Consider the following 17,803-nt stretch of genomic DNA (forward strand, 5'->3'; position numbering starts at 1 on the left):
ACATAATCGCCCGCCATGTTCTGCCCGCAGGAATTTTGGACTTCATTCAATGACTCGCTTCAACTGGCAAAACCCCTATCCCACGCCGCGCCTGCCGGTGTTCGCCCGCAATATCGTCTCGACTTCGCATCCGCTGGCCGCGCAGGCCGGCCTGCGCATGTTGTGGAAGGGCGGCAATGCCGCCGACGCGGCCATCGCTGCTGCGGCGGCGATCACCGTGGTCGAACCCGTGTCATGCGGGCTGGGCGGCGACGCATTCGCGCTCGTCTGGGATGGCCAGAAGCTGCACGGTCTGAACGCATCGGGCGTGTCGCCGGCGGCCTGGAACGTCGACTACTTCCGCCGCAAGTACGGCGAGGAGAACGGACTCGCCCGGCAACCCAAGCGCGGCTGGGATGCGGTGACGGTGCCGGGCGTCATCGCCGGATGGGAGGCGCTGCATTCGAAGTTCGGCTCGCTGCCCTTCGCGGACCTGATGGAGCCGGCCATCGAGATCGCCGAGCGCGGTCATGCGGTGGCGAGCATCGTCGCGTACAAGTGGGCGGCGGCGGTGCCCGAGCTCAAGGATCAGCCGGGCTTCGCGGATGTGTTCATGCCGCGCGGCCGCGCGCCCGAGGTGAGCGAACTCGTGCGCTTCCCCGGCCACGCGAAAACGCTGCGCCTGCTCGCACAGCATGGTCCGCGCGCGTTCTACGAAGGCGAGAGCGCCGAGCGCATCGCCGCATTCGCACGAGAGGGCGGCGCCGCGCTGACGATGGACGACCTGCGCAACTATCGCGCGGACTGGGTCGAGCCGATCAGCAAGGATTATCGCGGCTACACCGTGCATGAGATTCCGCCGAATGGGCAAGGCATCGCGGCGCTCATCGCGCTCGGTATTCTCGACAAGTTCGATGTGAGCGCGCTTGCCGTCGATCGCATCGAGTCGCAGCATTTGCAGATTGAGGCGATGAAGCTCGCCTTCGCCGATGTCTATCGCTATGTCGCCGATCCGCGTTCCATGGAAGTGACGCCCGAGCAGATGCTCGACGACGCGTATCTGACGGAGCGCGCGAAGCTCATCGACCCGTCGAAGGCGACGCAGTTCGACTTCGGCATGCCGAAGGCGGGGGGCACCATCTACATGTCGGTCGCCGACGAGCGCGGCATGATGGTGAGCTTCATCCAGTCGAACTACATGGGCTTCGGTTCGGGCGTGGTCGTGCCCGATACGGGTATCGCACTGCAGAACCGCGGCTGCGGTTTCTCGATGGATCCAAAGTCCGCGAACGTCGTGGAAGGCGGAAAGCGCCCGTTCCACACGATCATCCCGGCGTTCCTCACGCAGGAAGTCGATGGTCAGCGCGAAGCCGTCATGAGCTTCGGCGTGATGGGCGGCGACATGCAGCCGCAAGGACACCTGCAATCGGTCGTGCGCATGCTCGACTACGGCCAGCAGCCGCAGGCCGCGTGCGACGCGCCGCGCTGGAAGGTGAATCGCGATTTCACGATCGACATCGAAGCCACGCTCGATCTCGAAACCGCGCGTGCGCTCGAAGGCCTCGGCCACACGATCAAGTCCGTCGACGATCCGTACATGGACTTCGGCTCGGGCCAATACATCTGGAAGCTCGATCGTAACGATCCCGAGCGCGGATATGTCGCGGCAAGCGACAGCCGGCGCGACGGACTCGCGGCGGGCTTCTAAAGCCATCATCGGAGACCGCACATTGAGCGGTCTCCGTTCATAAAAAAACCGCATCGATCGCTGCGACTTTGCAGGCGACAGGGATACGCACGCCCGTATCCACGATGCGGATGCAGGGGGAGGAGAAATCATGAACGAACAAACGTATGGGGCGCGCGATACTCAGGGCGCCGCGCCGGCGAATGGCGAAACATCCGCACCGAAAGCGGCGCCATCGAAGGCGATGATCCGTCGCATCGTGTTCTCGTCGTCAATCGGCAACGCACTCGAGTGGTTCGACTTTCTCGTCTACGGCTATTTCGCGACAGTCATCGCGAAGGCGTTCTTTCCGTCGAACGATGAATGGCTGTCGACCATGCTGGCTATCGGCACGTTCGGCATCTCGTTCCTGATGCGGCCGCTGGGCGCGATCGTGCTCGGCGTCTACGGCGATCGGAAGGGGCGCAAGGCCGCGCTCACGCTCGCCATTCTGCTGATGATGGTCGGCACATTTACGATGGCCGTGATGCCTTCGTATCAACACATCGGTATCGCGGCGCCGCTGCTGATCCTGCTCGCGCGACTTGTGCAAGGCTTCGCGGTCGGCGGCGAGTTCGGCAGCGCGACCGCGTTCATGGTCGAGCATAGCGAAGCGCGGCGCGGCTATTACGCGAGCTGGCAGTTCGCGAGCCAGGGGCTCGCCGCGATCATGGCTGCGGCGTTCGGTTCGGTTCTGAGCGCCTGGCTGCCGCAGCCGCAACTCGAAAGCTGGGGCTGGCGCATTCCTTTCGTCTTCGGACTGCTCGTCGGGCCGGTCGGCTACTACATCCGCTCGCACCTGGACGAAACGCCGGAGTTTCTCGCGACGCGTTCCGAAAGGAAGGACAACGCCCGGGGCGTCTCGTTCTCGAACCAATGGCTGAACCTGCTGCTCGCCGTGGGCATCGTGGCGCAATCGACAGTCGGCGTGTATGTGTTGCAGCTCTATATGCCGATGTACGCGGTCAAGCAGTTGCATCTTCCGGCGACGGCATCGTTCGCCGTCGTGGTGCTCAATGGCGGACTTCAGTTCATTTTTTCGCCGTTGATGGGCGCGCTCTCCGATCGGCTCGGGCGCATCCGCATCATGCTCGCCACGTCGATCTTCATGGGCGTAACGATTTATCCGATGTTTGCGTGGCTGCAGGCGCATCCGACGATTGCATCGCTCGTCATGCTGCAATCGGTAGCGGGCATTCTGAAGGCAGCGTATTCCGGTCCAATGCCCGCGCTCATGTCCGAGATCTTCCCGACGCGGGTGCGCTCGACCGGCCTGTCGATCGGCTATGCGCTCGGTGTCACGCTATTCGGAGGATTCGCGCCGACGATCGTCGAAGCATTCATCCACGTCACCGGCGACAAGCTCGCGCCGAGCTACTACGTGTTGCTGGCCGCTGTATTGTCGGGCGTGTCGCTGGCGATCGTCGCCTGGCGCATGCGCGTGGCGCGTCGATCTCAGGCGTAATCGAAGCAAATGCCGTGGCCTAGTCGGCACGTTTCATGCTATAGCGCGTCCACACTTACTCGTCAGACGTTGTAAGAATTCGGCATGCGAGGAACCGGCGCGCCGCGCGTGAGTCTGTCCCCAAGTCTGCAAACTCATTGCAGGGCGGCTAAGATGGAAAAACTAGCCGCTGACACTTGAAGTTGAGGACGCCAGGACTGAATCGTTCACGGCGTCGCCTGAACCTCGGCCGGCTCTTGTCGGCCGATGGCGCGTTCAGTCCAGCCTGGGAGCGCGATATATGCATACAGACAGTACACACGTGATGCCTTGGCGCATCGAAGATATCGATCTCTCGCGGATCGATCGTCAGAAGGCTGCATCCAACGAGCATCTTCTCTTGTTGTTGTGCGCCTGCTCGTTCATCGAGAGCGGCACCGATCTTTATACGAGCAATCTCAGCAAGTATTTTCACGACGATCCCGAGATCTCGGCGTGGCTGAACGATGAATGGGAGCCCGAAGAGATGCAACACGGAAGGGCGCTCAAGACATACATCCACCACGTGTGGCCGGAGTTCGACTGGGACACCGCGTTCAGGAATTTCTTCGACGAATACTCGCTCACCTGTTCCTACGAGGAGTTCGAGAAGAAGCGAGCGCTCGAAATGGTGGCGCGTTGCGTCGTCGAGACGGGAACCGCCACGCTTTATCGCGCAATCAACGATTGTTCGGACGAGCCGGTGCTGAAGGAAATCACCGACAACATCCGTACCGACGAAGTGCGGCACTACAAGCACTTTTTTCACTTCTTCAAGAAGTGGAACAAGATCGAAGGCAATGGTCGCTTGGCCGTGCTCGGCGCGCTCGTGCGGCGCGTGATGGAGTTGAAGAGCGAGGATTCGGAAATCGCGCTGCGGCACGTGTTCGCCGTTCGTTATCCTGAGCGTGCGCAGGATGCCGAGTACAACCGCGAACTTTCCGCACGCGTGAATGCGCTCGTGCGGCGCAATCTGTCCGCGGATCAGGCCATCAAGATGCTGCTCAAGCCGCTCGATTTGCCCGCGCGCATTCAGCCCGGCGTGCACTATCCGCTCTCGAAGATGACGCAGTTGTTCTTCCGCTAACCTTGCTCGACGATGCCGGTTCAAAGCCGGCATCTTTCCATGTCCGATTCCAACGCACCGCAGCCGTCGCTCTCTTCACATACCGTTTTCGACGAGTGGCCGCCCGAGTTGCGTGCGCTCTTCGACGGTACGCTCACCGGCGTCGATACCGGTTTCACCGCGTCGCTATGCACCGCCGATCGCGCCCATCGCGTGCGAACCGCGCTGCTCGGCGCCGGCGAACTGCTTGCGCCCGATGCGCGCACGCTTGCCTTCGCGCTATGGCCGTCGTCGCGGACGGCGCAGGCCATTACCGCGACCGGACGCGCCACGCTCGCCTTCGTATTCGACGAGGCGTTTTATCAGGTGCATCTGGATACACGCCGAGTTCCGCTCGACGACGTGCCGCTGGCGTGCTTCGTCGGCACGATCGAGAGTGGTGAGGTTCAGCGGGTGGGATATGCGCGACTCACGAACGGAATCGTCTTCGAACTGACTGATGCGCAATCGGCGCTCGCGCGCTGGCGCGAGCAACTCGAATGGCTGAAGCGGGCGGCGAGCGCCGCCGCCTGAAACACCGCTTTAACGGCTGCGATCGCCCGAACGCAACGCATCGCGTCGGCCGCTGAGCAGCGCGCCGGGATTCCCCGACGGTTTGCGCGAATTCGCGGCGTGACCGGTCTGCACCGGCTCCTGACGTCGCGGAGCCGGCCCCGCGTTTGCGCCCGGCTTGCTTTGCTTGCCTTGATTGCGCGCTTCGCGTGAAGGCTGAGCGCTGCCATTGTTTGCCTTCGCCGGCCGCGCGCCACGGGCCTCTCCGGTCGGACGGCCGCCTTCGCGGCGCGGCTCGCCATTGCGTCGCGCTTCACCGTTCGGACGTGCCTCGCCGTTACGCGGATTCTGACGCCCCTGACCCTGACCTTGTCCCTGGCCGCGGCCCTGACTACGGCGCTGGATCGGCTCCGGCTTCGCGTTCGGATCGGGTTCGAAGCCGGGGATCACCTCGCTCGGAATCGGCCGCTTGATGAGGCGCTCGATGTCCTTCAGCAACTGATGCTCGTCCACGCACACCAGCGATACCGCTTCGCCTTCCGCGCCTGCGCGACCCGTGCGGCCGATGCGATGCACGTAGTCTTCCGGCACGTTCGGCAGATCGAAGTTGACGACATGCGGCAGTTGATCGATGTCGATGCCGCGCGCCGCGATATCGGTCGCGACCAGCACCTGCAGCGTCTGATCCTTGAATTCGGCGAGCGCGCGCGTGCGTGCCGACTGGCTCTTGTTGCCGTGAATCGCGAGCGCGCTGATGCCGTCGCGCGTCAATTGCTCGGCGAGGCGGTTCGCGCCGTGCTTCGTGCGCGTGAAGACGAGCACCTGAAACCAGTTGTTGCCGCGAATCAGATGCGTGAGCAGTTCGCGCTTGCGATCACGATCGACCGGATAAATCTTCTGCTCGACCTTCTCGGCCGTCGTATTGCGCCGCGCGACTTCGATGAGCGCGGGCGAATCGAGCAGGCTGTCCGCGAGCGCCTTGATCTCGTCGGAGAACGTGGCCGAGAACAGGAGATTCTGACGCTTCGCCGGCAGACGCGCGAGCACGCGCTTGATGTCGTGGATGAAGCCCATGTCGAGCATGCGATCGGCTTCGTCGAGCACGAGGATTTCGAGTTGCGAAACGTCGATCGTCTTTTGCTGCATGTGATCGAGCAGACGCCCCGGCGTCGCGACGACGATATCGACGCCACGGCGCAGCGCGTCGATCTGCGGATTGATGCCGACGCCGCCGAACATCACAGTCGACTTGAGCTTCAGGTACTTGCCGTACGCGCGGACGCTTTCCTCGACCTGCGCGGCGAGTTCGCGCGTCGGCGTAAGGATCAGCGCGCGCACCGGGCGTTTCGCGCCGCCCGAGGCGGGCGCGAGTTGCGACAGGCGTTGCAGGATCGGCAGCGTGAAGCCGGCGGTCTTGCCCGTGCCGGTCTGCGCGCCCGCGAGCAAGTCGCCGCCTTTCAGAACGGCGGGAATCGCCTGGAGCTGGATGGGAGTGGGACTGGAATAGCCGAGTTCGTTGACGGCGCGAAGCAGAGGTTCCGACAGACCGAGTGAATCAAAAGACATAAATTGGATACTTATTCGTTGTGTCGAGCGACGCGCATGCGAATCAGGCTGCGGCGAATCATGGTTCGGCCGGCAGAGCGCATGTGCATCGCTCGAAGAAAAATCGGGCGGCGGGCCATGGGCGATCAGCGATCGCCGGACGTTGCCGCGAGGTTCGACGTGCTATCAAGACACGTCATCTGGCGCTAAGTTGCATCGATGGACACTTCGACGCGGCGGCGCCCGTTTCAGCCGATGCTCACGCGACGTAGCGCGCGACGCTCACAAACTGACACAGGCTGCCTGCGAGCACGAACAGATGCCAGATTCCGTGTCCGTGCCGAATGCGCTCGTCGTTGATGAAAAACCAGATGCCCGCGGTGTACACGACCCCGCCCGCCACCAGCCACGCGGTTCCCGCGGGCGGCAGCGCCGTCACGAGCGGATGAATGGCTACGAGCGCGAGCCATCCCATCAGCACGTACAGCACCATCGATACGCTGCGGGTTCGGCGCCCGAGCGTCAGTTCCTGCGTGATGCCGAGCACCGCAAGTCCCCAGCTCACGCCGAAGAGGGACCAGCCCCAGGGACCACGCAAGGTCACTAGTGTATACGGCGTGTAGCTGCCGGCTATCAACAAGTAGATGGCCGAGTGATCGCACTTTTGCAGTATCGCTTTCATGCGCGGCGTGCGCACGCAGTGATACAGCGTCGAGATGATGTAGAGCGCGCAGAGCATCGCGCCATACACCGCGAAACTGACGACCTTGTAGGCGTCGCCGTCCAGTGCGCCCATTGTCACGAGCGTCGCCAGACCCGCCACCGACAGCAGCGCGCCGATCAGATGGCTGATGCTGTTGAAACGCTCGCCTGCGTGCATGAATTGGATCCGCCAAAAGACAAGGGGCGCGGCCCCAACTACGAAGGCTGCGCCCCAAATGCGTATTGTACGCTCTATTGGCGAATGGCCGCCGCGGACCTCAGTCGAGCGGTGCCGAACGCAGGTTGCTCACCTGCTGCGGCGACACCGGCGTGCCGTGGTTGCCCCACGACATACGGATGTACGTCACGACCGCGGCCACTTCCGTATCCGACAGCGACTGCGCGAAAGGCGGCATGCCGTGCGGCATCGGATTGCCTTCCGTGCTCGGCGGATAACCGCCGTTCAGCGTCATGCGGATCGGGTTGACTGCCGACGGCATCTGGATCGACTGGTTGTTGGCGAGCGGCGGATACGCCGGCGGCTTGCCAAGACCGGTTTCCTGATGGCACTTCGCGCAGTTCTCGGTGTAGACCTTCTTGCCCAGCGTCAGCAGCTCGCCGCCGAACTTCTCGGACGTCTCGAGCTGCATGACTTCCGGCGCTTCCTTCTTCTGCGGGATCGACTTGAGATAGGTCGAGATCGCGTTGACGTCCGCGTCGGTCATGTACTGCAGGCTGTTGTGAACCACTTCGGCCATCGGACCGAACACCGCGCCGCGTTGCGACACACCGGTCTTCAGCAGATCGTTGATGTCCTTCAGGTCCCAGTCGCCGAGGCCCGCTTCCTTGTTCGACGTGAGCGACGGCGCGTACCAGTTCTGCAGCGGGATCAGGCCGCCGGCGAAGGCCGCCGAGCTGACCGGGCCGCCCATCGCGTTGATCGACGTGTGGCACATCGCGCAATGGCCGAGGCCTTCGACCAGATACGCGCCGCGGTTCCATTCGACCGATTTGGTCGGATCCGGCTTGTACTCGCCTTCGCTGAAGAAGAGGGTGCGCCAGCCGATCAGCAGGTTGCGGTTATTGAACGGGAAGCGCAGTTCATGCGGACGGCTCGGCTCGGACACGGGCGTCACGGAACGCAGGTACGCATAGATCGCGTCGGAATCGGCGCGCGTGACCTTCGTGTAGCTCGTGAACGGGAAGCCGGGGTAGAGCAGGCTGCCGTCCTTCGAACGGCCCGTGTGCATCGCGCGATAGAAGTCGTCGGAGGTCCACTTGCCGATGCCGTACTGGTCGTCAGGCGTGATGTTCGGCGTGAACATCGTGCCGAACGGCGTGGCCATCGGCAGGCCGCCCGCGAATTGCTTGCCGCCGCGCACCGTGTGGCACGCGATACAGTCGCCGGCGCGCGCGAGGTATTCACCTTGCTTGATGAGCGCGGCCTTGTCGGCCGGCGTCGCCGCGATGGCGCCGCCCGAATGCAGATTGTCGCCGCCCGACCAGAGAACGGCGGCGGCTGCGACGGCTGCCACCACGACAGCCGAGGAAAGTGCGAACAGGGACTTGCGTTTCATTATGTTGTCGCTCCAGACGCCTTATTGCAGTTCGCTGCCGCACTTGAGCGGCATCTTCAACGAGCCAGCAGGCGCGGGCACCGGGTTGGCGGGTGCGGTTTGCGTGGACAGCCATGCGGCGACGGCGGTCACGTCGTCATCCGTCAGGCGCGAGGCGATTTGCTGCATGCAATCGGGCGCCTTCGCGTGACGCGTGCCCGACTTCCATGCGCCGACTTGCGCGCTGATGTAGTCCGAATGCAGGCCGACGAGACCCGGAATGGCCGGCTGCATGCCGGTCAGGCCCTTGCCGTGGCAAGCCGCGCACGCGGGAATGTTTTTCGATGCATCGCCGTTCAGCACGATCTGCTGGCCGCGCGCGAGCGTCGTCGAGGAGACGTTCGTTTTGGCGGGCGGCGGATACGGCGGACGCTGATTCGAGAAGTACGTCGCGATCTGATGAAGGTAATCGTCCGAGAGATACGTGACGAGGTAGTTCATCGGCGGGTACTTGCGCCGGCCTTCGCGGAAATTCTGGAGCTGGTTGTACAGATAGTCGGCAGGCTTGCCGGCAAGACGCGGGAAGTAGTCGTTGTCCGTGCCTTCACCATGAACGCCGTGGCACGCCGTACAGCCTTGCACGCGCGCGGCCATCGTGTCCGGTGCGATCGGCTGGTTCTGCGCCTGCGCGGCGGAGCTGAAAACGCCAGCGCTGCCTACCAGAGCCGAGGCAAAAGCCATAGCGAGCAGCGGACGAAAAATGCGTCTTGAAAACACGCGACACTCCATGAAATTCGGGGACCTGCCGAGCTTCGTGCGGCTCGGTGCGAAGGTGGCGAACCACGGCCACGCAGGGGGCGGTGGGTGGCGGACCACGGCCACAGCGGCTCGACGAGCCTCTGATGCGACGCGGAATTCTATCATCGATGCATGATGATGACTATTTGACACAATCTCGCTCTAAGTCCCGCTGCAGCGCATTCGCGACAATATGCCGCGCGACTCTTGACCGCCCGCGACGAACTTAATAGGCACGAATCGTCCATTGCGTTTCGACAAATATTCGACTCGACGCGGGAGCCGCCTGATCGATGTGCTTCATGCAGTTTCGGAAGCCCCCGGCAAAAATTCAAGGCGTTTCGACGACGTTCGATGCTGTGCTGCACCGTGGACGTTCGTTTAGACTCCGCAGACTTCCTTCGATGAGCTTCCTTTCGGCGATGCCCGCTCGCACCGCGACCGCTTCCGCATGATGAACGACGATCCTCTCTGGCTTGCGCAGACGGCCTTCGCGGCGCTCGCCGATCTCGCCTTTGCCTGCGCGCTCGGCGCATTGCTGCTGAACGGCTGGCTGTCGCGCGAACAGGCGTTCGCAGCCGTGTCGCCTGCGCGGCATGGCTGGCGGCGTGCCGCGCGCGGCGGTCCGATCGCCGCGATCGTGCTGATTTTGTGCAGCTTCGTCTCGCTATGGCTGCAATCGGCGGCGATGAGCGGCGCGCCGATCCCGCAAGCGGGCGCGTCGTTGTGGCTCGTCGCGACGGGGACGCATGCGGGCATCGGCTGGTCTGTCGCGCTCGTGGGCGGCGTGCTTTTATTGCTCGCGGCGAGCGGCGCTTCGCTATCGATGGCGCGGATCGGAACGGCAGTGCTTGCAGCGCTGATCGTCGCGGCGGGCAAGTCGGCGATCGGCCACGCCGCCGATGCAGGCGCGTTCTCCCTCGCGGAAGGCGTGCAAACGCTGCATCTGCTCGCGACGGCGGCGTGGGGCGGCATCGTCATCGCTGGAGCGTTCGTGTTGCCGGCGCTCGATACGTCGGTGGCGCGCGCGGTCCTGATCCGCACGGTCGCGCGCATGTCGAAAGCGGCGTCGATCGCGGTCGCGCTGGTCATCCTGACGGGCGTGTTCAACGGGTGGCGCGGCGTCGGCGGTTCGCTCGCGGCGCTCACCGCAAGCGTCTGGGGTCACGTGTTGATTGTCAAACTCGCGCTGGTCGCGGCGGCGCTCGCGTTCGGCGCGCTGAATCGATGGTCGGCGCTGCCGCGTCTGCAACGCTCGGCATCGACGATGGACGCCCACACGGTCATCAACGTGATGCGCATCGAAGCCGTGATGATGGCCGGGGTGTTCGTGGCAGCGGCCGTGCTGTCGCACAGCGTGCCGGGATCGGCGCTCGCGGGCTGACGTCGCGTGCGCTTATTCGTAGCCGAGTTTGTGAGAGACGATCGGCGCGCAAAAGAGCGCCACCGCGCAGCCGATGATCTTGCCTTGCAGCTCGACCAACGCCGTATGCGAGTCCCCGACGAAGATCACTTCGAGCAACTGCGGCAGGCAGAACACGACCGCCGCGCCGATGAACCAGCGCGTCACCGCCGCGATGCGCCAGTTATGCTGCGCCCCGATTCCCGCCGCCACCACACGCGCCACGCCCAGCGCGACGAGTGAGCCCACGGCCAGTTGGGCTCTGACGTATTCATCGGGAAGGACGTGCCACATGATCGTTCTCGCTCTTTTTAGTGACTATTGGCAAGGGTACGCGCAGGAAGCTTGGCAGTATGTACGAAAAAACGCAGATCGTGGGCGCGCGGCATCGCTCAGAACGTATGCTCGGGGCCCGGGAAGGTGCCGTCCTTCACGGCGCGCACATAAGCTTCGACCGCCGCGAAAATGCTCGACTGGCCTTGCATGAAATCCTTGACGAAGCGCGGCCGCTTGCCGTGGAAGATGCCGAGCATGTCGTGCAGCACGAGCACTTGTCCCGAGCAGTCGATGCCCGCGCCGATGCCGATGGTCGGAATCGCGAGCGCCTCTGTGACGTCACGCGCGAGCAGCGTAGGCACCGCTTCGATCACGATCAGTTGCGCGCCCGCGTCCTGCAGCGCGATGGCGTCGCGCTTCATCTGCTCGGCGGCCGCTTCGGATTTGCCCTGCACCTTGAAGCCGCCGAACGCGTGCACCGATTGCGGCGTGAGCCCGACGTGCCCGCACACTGGAATCGACCGTTCGACCAGAAAGCGCACGGTGTCCGCGAGCCACTCGCCGCCTTCGATCTTCACCATCTGCGCGCCCGCGCGCATCAGTTGCACGGCGTTCGCGTAGGCATCTTCCTTCGAGCCGATCGTGCCGAACGGCATGTCCGCGACGATGAGCGCGCTCCGGTTGCCGCGCGCGACCGATGCCGTGTGATACGCGATGTCGGCGAGCGTGACGGGCAGCGTCGTGCTGTGCCCTTGCAGCACATTGCCGAGCGAATCGCCGATCAACATGACGTCGACGCCCGCGCGTTCGAGCAGCGCGCCGAAGCTCGCGTCGTAGCACGTGAGCATCGCGATGCGTTCGCCTGTCTCGCGCATGGTTTGGAGCTTGGGTACGGTGATCGTCGAGCGATTCGTTTCCTGCAGATACGTCATGATCGTTTCACTATAGAGTCGCTAAAGAGGGTGGCTGCGCGACGCGCTCAGACCGATACGCCTTTGACAAAGAATTCCTTGCGTCCGCGCATCGATTCGATGCGCTCGACGAGAAGCGCGAGATCGTCATCCGATGCAAGCGGGTTCAGATGCTCCGCGTTCACCGTGAGCAACGGCGTCGCGTCATAGTGATAGAAGAAGTCGTTATACGCATCGCAGAGCGCGCGCAGATACGAATCGGAGATTTGCAGCTCCATCGGCAGCGCGCGCTTCTGGATGCGCGAGAAGAGCACTTCCGGGCTCGCCTGCAGATAGACGACGAGATCGGGCGCGGGCCCGCTCGAATGTATGCGCGAGGCGACATCCCTGTATAGCTGAAACTCGTCGTCGGGCAACGTGAGACGCGCGAAGAGCTCGCTCTTCTGCGTGAGAAAGTCGGTCATCAGCGCGGCGCCGCTCGTCACGATATCGGCGGCTTCCTGTGTCTGCGATGCGCGCTGCAACGCGAAGCTCAACTGCGTGGCGAGCGCGTGACGCGTGGTGTCGCGATAGAAGCGTTCGAGAAACGGATTGTCCTGCGGGCGCTCGAAGAGCGTGCGCATCGACCAGCGTTCGGCGAGCAGCGTAGCGAGCGTCGTCTTGCCGACGCCGATCGGCCCTTCGATCGCGATATAACGATGCGGCGGCCGCAGTTGCGGCGCGGTCACGGTGAGTGGCGGAACGCTCATCGGCAGTCTGTCTTGTCGTTGGAAGGGGTGGCGGCTGCATCGGTGTCACGCGGATTCGCACCGACGATGCACTGGCACGTCGCGACTTTTTCGATGCGCTGATCGGTGACGCCCGCGATGAACGCATCGGCGCGGCCGCGCTGGGGAAGAATGAGATCCGGCTCCAGTTCGACGAGCGGCACGAGCACGAAAGCGCGCTCCGTCATGCGCGGATGCGGCACGACGAGATCCGCTTCGTCGATGCTCGATGCGCCGTACAGCAGGATGTCCAAATCGAGCGTGCGCGGCGCATTGCGATACGGACGCTCGCGCCCGAACTGCTCCTCGATGTGATGACACAGACGCAGAAGCGATCGCGCGGCGAGGCTCGTCTCGAGCTTGACGACGCAATTGAAGTAGTCGTCGCCCGATGCATCGACCGGCGCGGTGCGATAGACGCTCGATTTCGCGAGCACGGTGATCGTGTGCTGCTGGGCGAGACACACGACTGCGTCTTTCAGGGTCTGGCGCGCATCGCCGAGATTCGCCCCCAGGCCCAGATAAGCAATCGTCATGGCAGAAGTCCTACGCGTGGGTCACAGCGAAAAGCGGGAAAGCAGGATCGCTCTTCGCTACTGTAACCAAAACCGGCGTTACTCGTTGTCGGCGCCTTCGTGCTTGTTGGCCGCACTCGGGATCGCGTCGCCATCGTTTCCTTGTGCGGCCTGATCATCGGGCGCACCCGGCTCGCCCGGGCGACGTTTCGCGTTGCTGCGACGCCGCCGCTTCTTCGGGCCGCTGCTGCGCTCCTTGCCGCCTTGCGACAGCAGCGTTTCGCGCTCAGCATGATCGGCGTCGATGAAGTCGCTCCACCACTGGCCGATGGCCGCATCGAGCTCGCCCGATTCGCATCGCAGTAGCAGGAAATCATACCCCGCTCTGAATCTTTGGTGTTCCAGCAGCTTGAGCGCGCTGCGGCCGCGCTTTTCCAGCCGATGCTGAAGACTCCAGATCTCGCGCATGTCCGACGAGTAGCGCTTGTGAATCGCGAGTTTCTCGGTCTGCATGTCGAGGACATCGTCCATCGCGCGATGCAATGCGGGCACCGGATATTCGCCGTTCGCGGTGTATTGCTGCCAGCGCGTCTGCACGTCGTGCCACAGGAGCGTGGCGAAGAGAAAGCCCGGCGAAACGGGCTTGCCCGCGCGCACGCGCTCGTCGGTGCTCGTGAGCGCCAGCGTCACGAACTTCTCGCCGTGCGGCTGTTCGAGCACGACATCGAGCAGCGGCAGCACGCCATGATGCAGGCCTTCCTGACGCAGACGCGTGAGACACGCGAGCGCATGACCGGAGAGCAGCAGCTTCAGCATCTCGTCGAAGAGACGCGCGGCCGGCACGTTGTTCATCAGATCGGCGAGATCCTTGATCGGCGCGCGCGTGGCTTCGTCGATCTCGAAGCCGAGCTTCGCCGCGAAACGCACGACGCGCAGCATGCGCACCGGATCTTCGCGATAACGCGTGGCCGGATCGCCGATCATGCGCAACAGGCGCGCGCGGATGTCGGCCATGCCGTCGTGATAGTCCAGCACGGTTTGCGTGGCCGGATCGTAGTACATCGCGTTGATGGTGAAGTCGCGGCGCGTGGCGTCTTCGTGCTGCTCGCCCCAGACGTTGTCGCGCAACACGCGGCCGCTCGCATCGACGGCATGCGTGCGGCCATCGAGCTCGCCGCGCCTGAGCCGCCGCGGCGGTTCGGAAGCCGGTTCGGGCGGAACGTCCATCAGCGCGCGAAACGTCGATGTCTCGATGATCTCCTGGCCGAACTGCACATGCACGATCTGAAAACGCCGCCCGATGATGCGCGCGCGGCGAAAGAGCTTCTGCACCTGATCGGGCGTGGCATCGGTGGCGACGTCGAAGTCCTTGGGCGCGACGCCGAGCAGCAGATCGCGCACCGCGCCGCCGACGATGAACGCGCGATGTCCCGCGTGCTGCAGGCCATCGGTCACGCGGACCGCGTTCTTCGAGATCAGCGACGGATCGATGCCGTGAATGTCCGACGACAGGATGACCGGCACGTTCGGGTCGCGCTTCACGGGCGCGGCGGCCTTCTTGCGCGCGCTCTTGCGAGCGGGCTTGGCGTCGGGCGAATCAGCCGGGATGTCGTTCGCTGCGCTTTCGTTGGAGTCGGCGCTATCTTGCCCGAACAGCTTGCGGATAAGTTTTTTAATCACGTGTGTCGAACAGGTTCAGGATGCGCCAGCCTTTGGCTTGCGCATGCGCGCGCAGGGTGTCGTCGGGATTGGTCGCGACAGGATCGGTGACGCGTTCCAGCAGCGGGATGTCGTTGTGCGAATCGCTGTAGAAATAGCTGTGCTTGAAATCGGAAAGCTTCTTGCCGATGGATTCGAGCCATTGCTCGACCCGCACGATCTTGCCTTCGCGATAACTCGGCGTGCCGGTGGGCCGGCCGGTGAGCGCGCCGTGCGGATGGTCGTCCACGGTTTCCACTTCGCATGCGATCAACGTTTCGATGCCGAAGGCTTCCGCGATCGGCGCGGTGATGAACGCGTTGGTGGCCGTGACGAGGCAGCAGAGATCGCCGTTGTCCTGATGCTCGCGCACCAGCGTGACGGCGGCCGGCACGATGCGCGGATTGATCACCTCGCGCATGAACTGCGCGTGCCAGTCGGTGAGTTGCTCGCGCGAGTACTTGGAGAGCGGTGCGAGCATCGCGTGCAGATAGGCGTTGATGTCGAGCACGCCCGCCTTGTAATCGGCGTAGAAGGCATCGTTCTGACGCGCGAAGGATTCCGCTTCGACGATGCCCAGTTTCACCATGAAGCGGCCCCATTCGTGGTCGCTGTCGGTAGGGATGAGCGTGTGGTCGAGATCAAAGAGGGCGAGGTTCATGGGTGCGCATTTTACTTGAAGCGGGTCGGGGCGTTGTCCGGCGCGGCCGGGCCGGAATCGGGGGCGGCCGGATCGCCGGGTGCGCGTTCTTGCGTCGACACCGGAACGAGCGGTGCGGCGCGGCCGGTTTGCTGGAGCATCGTGCGCAGGAGCGGGCGCGTCACCGCGCGCTTTTGTTCCAGCGAGAAGCGGTCGAGTTCGTCGAGCAGGGCCATGAGGCTCGGCATGTCGCGCCGGAAGTGCGTGAGCAGATAGCCGGGCACGTCCTCGGCAAGCACGATGCCGCGTTCGCGCGCCGCGTGCTTTAGCACGGAGACCTTTGCTTCGTCGGAAAGCGGCTGCAGATGGAACACGAGACCCCAGCCGAGCCGCGTGCGCAGGTCTTCGCGCACGGTGAGCGCGAGCGGTGCGTCGTTGCCGGTCGCGACGAGCGCGCTCGTCGGATGCGCGCGCACTTCGTTGAAGAGATTGAAGAGCGCGATCTGCTGCGCGGCCGACAGGCGGTCGCAATCGTCGACGGCGTAGAGCGTGACCTGCGGATCGAAACCGAATGCGTTGAGCGCGCTTTGCGGGCCCAGATAGAGCGCGAGTCCGTTCGCCTCGTAGGTGAGCGCCTGCAGCAGGTGGCTGCGGCCGCTGCCCGGCTCGCCCCACACGTAGAACGTGCGGTCGGCGACCGGCCCGGCCGCGAGTGCGCCTTCGAGCTCACGCAGCCGCGCGATCAGTTCGTGATTGCCGGCGGCGAAAAAGTTGTCGAAGGTAGCGGGCGGCGGCGTGCCCAGATCGAGCGTCAGTTGGCGTTGCACGGGAGATCGGTGTCGTCGGGCCTTGAGTCGGGCATATCTTGAAAACGGCCGGATGAGCTGCGGGTATACGCGCAAAGCCGCAGCGGAGCGCCCTGTGCGCCAATGGTTCGGGCGCCTTCGAGACCGCGTTCGATCTCGAAAAGAGCGCCTTCGCGATTTCTGGCGAACGCGGGAAAATCCAGTCTGCCGACCGTCGTCGGGTCATCATCGGGTAAAATCGCATTTTACCGACCTTCTCGCTTCCTCCCCATGAATCAACCGAAATCCGCTGCGGACGCCCAGGGTTTGTCGTATCGCGACGCGGGCGTGGACATCGACGCGGGCGACGCGCTCGTCGACCGGATCAAGCCGTTTGCCAAGAAAACATTGCGTGACGGCGTGCTGGGCGGCATCGGCGGATTCGGCGCGCTCTTCGAAGTGCCGAAGAAGTACAAGGAGCCGGTGCTCGTGTCGGGCACGGACGGCGTCGGCACGAAGCTGCGCCTCGCGTTCACGCTGAACCGGCATGACACCGTCGGCCAGGATCTCGTCGCGATGAGCGTGAACGACATCCTCGTGCAGGGCGCCGAGCCGCTCTTCTTCCTCGACTACTTCGCGTGCGGCAAGCTCGATGTCGACACGGCGGCCGACGTTGTGAAGGGCATCGCAACCGGTTGCGCACTGGCGGGCTGCGCGCTGATAGGCGGCGAGACGGCGGAAATGCCGGGCATGTATCCCGATGGCGAATACGATCTCGCGGGCTTCGCCGTCGGCGCGGTGGAAAAGAGCAAGATCATCGACGGCAGCACGATCAAGCCCGGCGACGTCGTGCTCGGGCTGGCTTCGAGCGGGATTCATTCGAACGGTTATTCGCTGGTGCGCAAGATCATCGAGCGCGCGAACCCCGATCTGAACGCCGACTTCGACGGCCGCTCGCTCGCCGACGCGCTGATGGCGCCCACGCGCATCTACGTGAAGTCGCTGCTTTCGGCGATGCAAAGCGTGACCGTGAAGGGCATGGCTCATATCACGGGCGGCGGTCTGGTCGAGAACATTCCGCGCGTGCTGCGTGAAGGGCTCACGGCGGAGCTGGATCATCGTGCGTGGCCGTTGCCGCCGCTGTTCGCATGGCTGCAGAAGCACGGCGGCGTCGCGGATGCAGAGATGCATCGCGTGTTCAATTGCGGTATCGGGATGGCTGTGATCGTCGCGGCGGAAGATGCGCAGGCGGCGACCGGTTTGCTTTCCGCCGCGGGTGAGCAGGTGTGGCAGATCGGCGTCGTGCGCGAGAGCAAGGAAGGGGAGGCGCAGACGGTGGTGGTGTGATATCGCCGGGTTGGGCTGACAAAAACCCTCGCCATGTGCGAGGGTTTTTTGTTTT

17 protein-coding genes are annotated in these 17,803 nt (G+C 63.9%); 6 read left to right on the forward strand and 11 right to left on the reverse strand.

What is annotated here, in order from left to right:
• Nucleotides 1-49 precede the first annotated feature (49 nt).
• The 4 genes from ggt to PQR08_RS13055 all read left to right on the forward strand — a co-directional run bounded on the left by ggt (nucleotide 50) and on the right by PQR08_RS13055 (nucleotide 4,827).
• Complete coding sequence (ggt, locus tag PQR08_RS13040; RefSeq protein ID WP_408161365.1) at nucleotides 50-1,687, forward strand: gamma-glutamyltransferase; 1,638 nt, start codon at nucleotides 50-52, stop codon at nucleotides 1,685-1,687.
• A gap of 130 nt (nucleotides 1,688-1,817) precedes the next feature.
• Complete coding sequence (locus tag PQR08_RS13045; RefSeq protein ID WP_408161366.1) at nucleotides 1,818-3,170, forward strand: MFS transporter; 1,353 nt, start codon at nucleotides 1,818-1,820, stop codon at nucleotides 3,168-3,170.
• Nucleotides 3,171-3,450: 280 nt separating this feature from the next.
• Complete coding sequence (locus PQR08_RS13050; protein WP_187607556.1) at nucleotides 3,451-4,275, forward strand: ferritin-like domain-containing protein; 825 nt, start codon at nucleotides 3,451-3,453, stop codon at nucleotides 4,273-4,275.
• A 39-nt stretch (nucleotides 4,276-4,314) separates the two neighbouring features.
• A complete protein-coding gene (locus tag PQR08_RS13055; protein ID WP_187607557.1) occupies nucleotides 4,315-4,827 on the forward strand; it encodes a PNPOx family protein in 513 nt (170 codons plus the stop codon).
• Nucleotides 4,828-4,836: 9 nt separating this feature from the next.
• Here PQR08_RS13055 and PQR08_RS13060 read toward each other — a convergent pair whose 3' ends face one another.
• The 4 genes from PQR08_RS13060 to PQR08_RS13075 all read right to left on the reverse strand — a co-directional run bounded on the left by PQR08_RS13060 (nucleotide 4,837) and on the right by PQR08_RS13075 (nucleotide 9,398).
• The gene (locus PQR08_RS13060; protein WP_408161367.1) at nucleotides 4,837-6,372 is read right to left on the reverse strand and encodes a DEAD/DEAH box helicase; all 1,536 of its coding nucleotides are present in this window, start codon (nucleotides 6,370-6,372) and stop codon (nucleotides 4,837-4,839) included.
• Between the two features lie 238 nt (nucleotides 6,373-6,610).
• Nucleotides 6,611-7,231 (reverse strand): PAQR family membrane homeostasis protein TrhA, encoded by a 621-nt coding sequence (gene trhA, locus PQR08_RS13065; RefSeq protein WP_187607559.1) that lies wholly within the window; start codon nucleotides 7,229-7,231, stop codon nucleotides 6,611-6,613.
• 100 nt (nucleotides 7,232-7,331) lie between these two features.
• The gene (locus PQR08_RS13070; RefSeq protein WP_035497788.1) at nucleotides 7,332-8,630 is read right to left on the reverse strand and encodes a c-type cytochrome; all 1,299 of its coding nucleotides are present in this window, start codon (nucleotides 8,628-8,630) and stop codon (nucleotides 7,332-7,334) included.
• Nucleotides 8,631-8,651: 21 nt separating this feature from the next.
• Complete coding sequence (locus tag PQR08_RS13075) at nucleotides 8,652-9,398, reverse strand: c-type cytochrome (protein ID WP_035497789.1); 747 nt, start codon at nucleotides 9,396-9,398, stop codon at nucleotides 8,652-8,654.
• 463 nt (nucleotides 9,399-9,861) lie between these two features.
• Here PQR08_RS13075 and PQR08_RS13080 point away from each other — a divergent pair, with 463 nt between their 5' ends.
• Complete coding sequence (locus PQR08_RS13080; protein WP_408161368.1) at nucleotides 9,862-10,791, forward strand: CopD family protein; 930 nt, start codon at nucleotides 9,862-9,864, stop codon at nucleotides 10,789-10,791.
• Nucleotides 10,792-10,803: 12 nt separating this feature from the next.
• Here PQR08_RS13080 and PQR08_RS13085 read toward each other — a convergent pair whose 3' ends face one another.
• The 7 genes from PQR08_RS13085 to hda all read right to left on the reverse strand — a co-directional run bounded on the left by PQR08_RS13085 (nucleotide 10,804) and on the right by hda (nucleotide 16,443).
• Nucleotides 10,804-11,103, reverse strand: a complete 300-nt coding sequence (locus tag PQR08_RS13085; protein WP_408161369.1) for a hypothetical protein — start codon at nucleotides 11,101-11,103, stop codon at nucleotides 10,804-10,806.
• Nucleotides 11,104-11,201: 98 nt separating this feature from the next.
• On the reverse strand, nucleotides 11,202-12,017 hold the full coding sequence (panB, locus tag PQR08_RS13090) for a 3-methyl-2-oxobutanoate hydroxymethyltransferase (protein WP_035497791.1): 816 nt from the start codon (nucleotides 12,015-12,017) through the stop codon (nucleotides 11,202-11,204).
• Between the two features lie 47 nt (nucleotides 12,018-12,064).
• The gene (locus PQR08_RS13095) at nucleotides 12,065-12,745 is read right to left on the reverse strand and encodes a deoxynucleoside kinase (protein WP_035497792.1); all 681 of its coding nucleotides are present in this window, start codon (nucleotides 12,743-12,745) and stop codon (nucleotides 12,065-12,067) included.
• Nucleotides 12,742-13,299: a 2-amino-4-hydroxy-6-hydroxymethyldihydropteridine diphosphokinase gene (gene folK, locus PQR08_RS13100; RefSeq protein WP_187607561.1), complete on the reverse strand. Its 558-nt coding sequence runs from the start codon at nucleotides 13,297-13,299 to the stop codon at nucleotides 12,742-12,744. The genes PQR08_RS13095 and folK overlap by 4 nt, the downstream gene beginning before the upstream one ends.
• Before the next feature lie 78 nt (nucleotides 13,300-13,377).
• A complete protein-coding gene (gene pcnB, locus PQR08_RS13105) occupies nucleotides 13,378-14,958 on the reverse strand; it encodes a polynucleotide adenylyltransferase PcnB (RefSeq protein WP_408161370.1) in 1,581 nt (526 codons plus the stop codon).
• Entirely contained in the window at nucleotides 14,951-15,637 is a 687-nt protein-coding gene (locus PQR08_RS13110) for a histidinol-phosphatase (RefSeq protein WP_238284947.1), read from the reverse strand. Before PQR08_RS13110 ends, pcnB begins: the two co-directional genes overlap by 8 nt.
• A gap of 11 nt (nucleotides 15,638-15,648) precedes the next feature.
• Nucleotides 15,649-16,443 carry a DnaA regulatory inactivator Hda gene (gene hda / locus PQR08_RS13115; protein ID WP_408161371.1) on the reverse strand — a complete coding sequence of 265 codons (795 nt, stop codon included), beginning with the start codon at nucleotides 16,441-16,443 and terminating at the stop codon, nucleotides 15,649-15,651.
• Between the two features lie 249 nt (nucleotides 16,444-16,692).
• Here hda and purM point away from each other — a divergent pair, with 249 nt between their 5' ends.
• Nucleotides 16,693-17,748, forward strand: a complete 1,056-nt coding sequence (gene purM / locus PQR08_RS13120; RefSeq protein WP_408161372.1) for a phosphoribosylformylglycinamidine cyclo-ligase — start codon at nucleotides 16,693-16,695, stop codon at nucleotides 17,746-17,748.
• Nucleotides 17,749-17,803 lie beyond the last annotated feature (55 nt).

Origin of the sequence: Caballeronia jiangsuensis, assembly GCF_046030135.1 — a bacterium.
Lineage (GTDB): Bacteria > Pseudomonadota > Gammaproteobacteria > Burkholderiales > Burkholderiaceae > Caballeronia > Caballeronia jiangsuensis.

Excerpts from the sequence above, each read along its gene's own strand:
- ggt (WP_408161365.1), top strand. The coding sequence starts at position 50 with ATGACTCGCTTCAACTGGCAAAACCCCTATCCCACGCCGCGCCTGCCG.
- PQR08_RS13045 (WP_408161366.1), top strand. The coding sequence starts at position 1,818 with ATGAACGAACAAACGTATGGGGCGCGCGATACTCAGGGCGCCGCGCCG.
- PQR08_RS13050 (WP_187607556.1), top strand. The coding sequence starts at position 3,451 with ATGCATACAGACAGTACACACGTGATGCCTTGGCGCATCGAAGATATC.
- PQR08_RS13055 (WP_187607557.1), top strand. The coding sequence starts at position 4,315 with ATGTCCGATTCCAACGCACCGCAGCCGTCGCTCTCTTCACATACCGTT.
- PQR08_RS13060 (WP_408161367.1), bottom strand. The coding sequence starts at position 6,372 with ATGTCTTTTGATTCACTCGGTCTGTCGGAACCTCTGCTTCGCGCCGTC.
- trhA (WP_187607559.1), bottom strand. The coding sequence starts at position 7,231 with ATGCACGCAGGCGAGCGTTTCAACAGCATCAGCCATCTGATCGGCGCG.
- PQR08_RS13070 (WP_035497788.1), bottom strand. The coding sequence starts at position 8,630 with ATGAAACGCAAGTCCCTGTTCGCACTTTCCTCGGCTGTCGTGGTGGCA.
- PQR08_RS13075 (WP_035497789.1), bottom strand. The coding sequence starts at position 9,398 with ATGGAGTGTCGCGTGTTTTCAAGACGCATTTTTCGTCCGCTGCTCGCT.
- PQR08_RS13080 (WP_408161368.1), top strand. The coding sequence starts at position 9,862 with ATGAACGACGATCCTCTCTGGCTTGCGCAGACGGCCTTCGCGGCGCTC.
- PQR08_RS13085 (WP_408161369.1), bottom strand. The coding sequence starts at position 11,103 with ATGTGGCACGTCCTTCCCGATGAATACGTCAGAGCCCAACTGGCCGTG.
- panB (WP_035497791.1), bottom strand. The coding sequence starts at position 12,017 with ATGACGTATCTGCAGGAAACGAATCGCTCGACGATCACCGTACCCAAG.
- PQR08_RS13095 (WP_035497792.1), bottom strand. The coding sequence starts at position 12,745 with ATGAGCGTTCCGCCACTCACCGTGACCGCGCCGCAACTGCGGCCGCCG.
- folK (WP_187607561.1), bottom strand. The coding sequence starts at position 13,299 with ATGACGATTGCTTATCTGGGCCTGGGGGCGAATCTCGGCGATGCGCGC.
- PQR08_RS13110 (WP_238284947.1), bottom strand. The coding sequence starts at position 15,637 with ATGAACCTCGCCCTCTTTGATCTCGACCACACGCTCATCCCTACCGAC.
- purM (WP_408161372.1), top strand. The coding sequence starts at position 16,693 with ATGAATCAACCGAAATCCGCTGCGGACGCCCAGGGTTTGTCGTATCGC.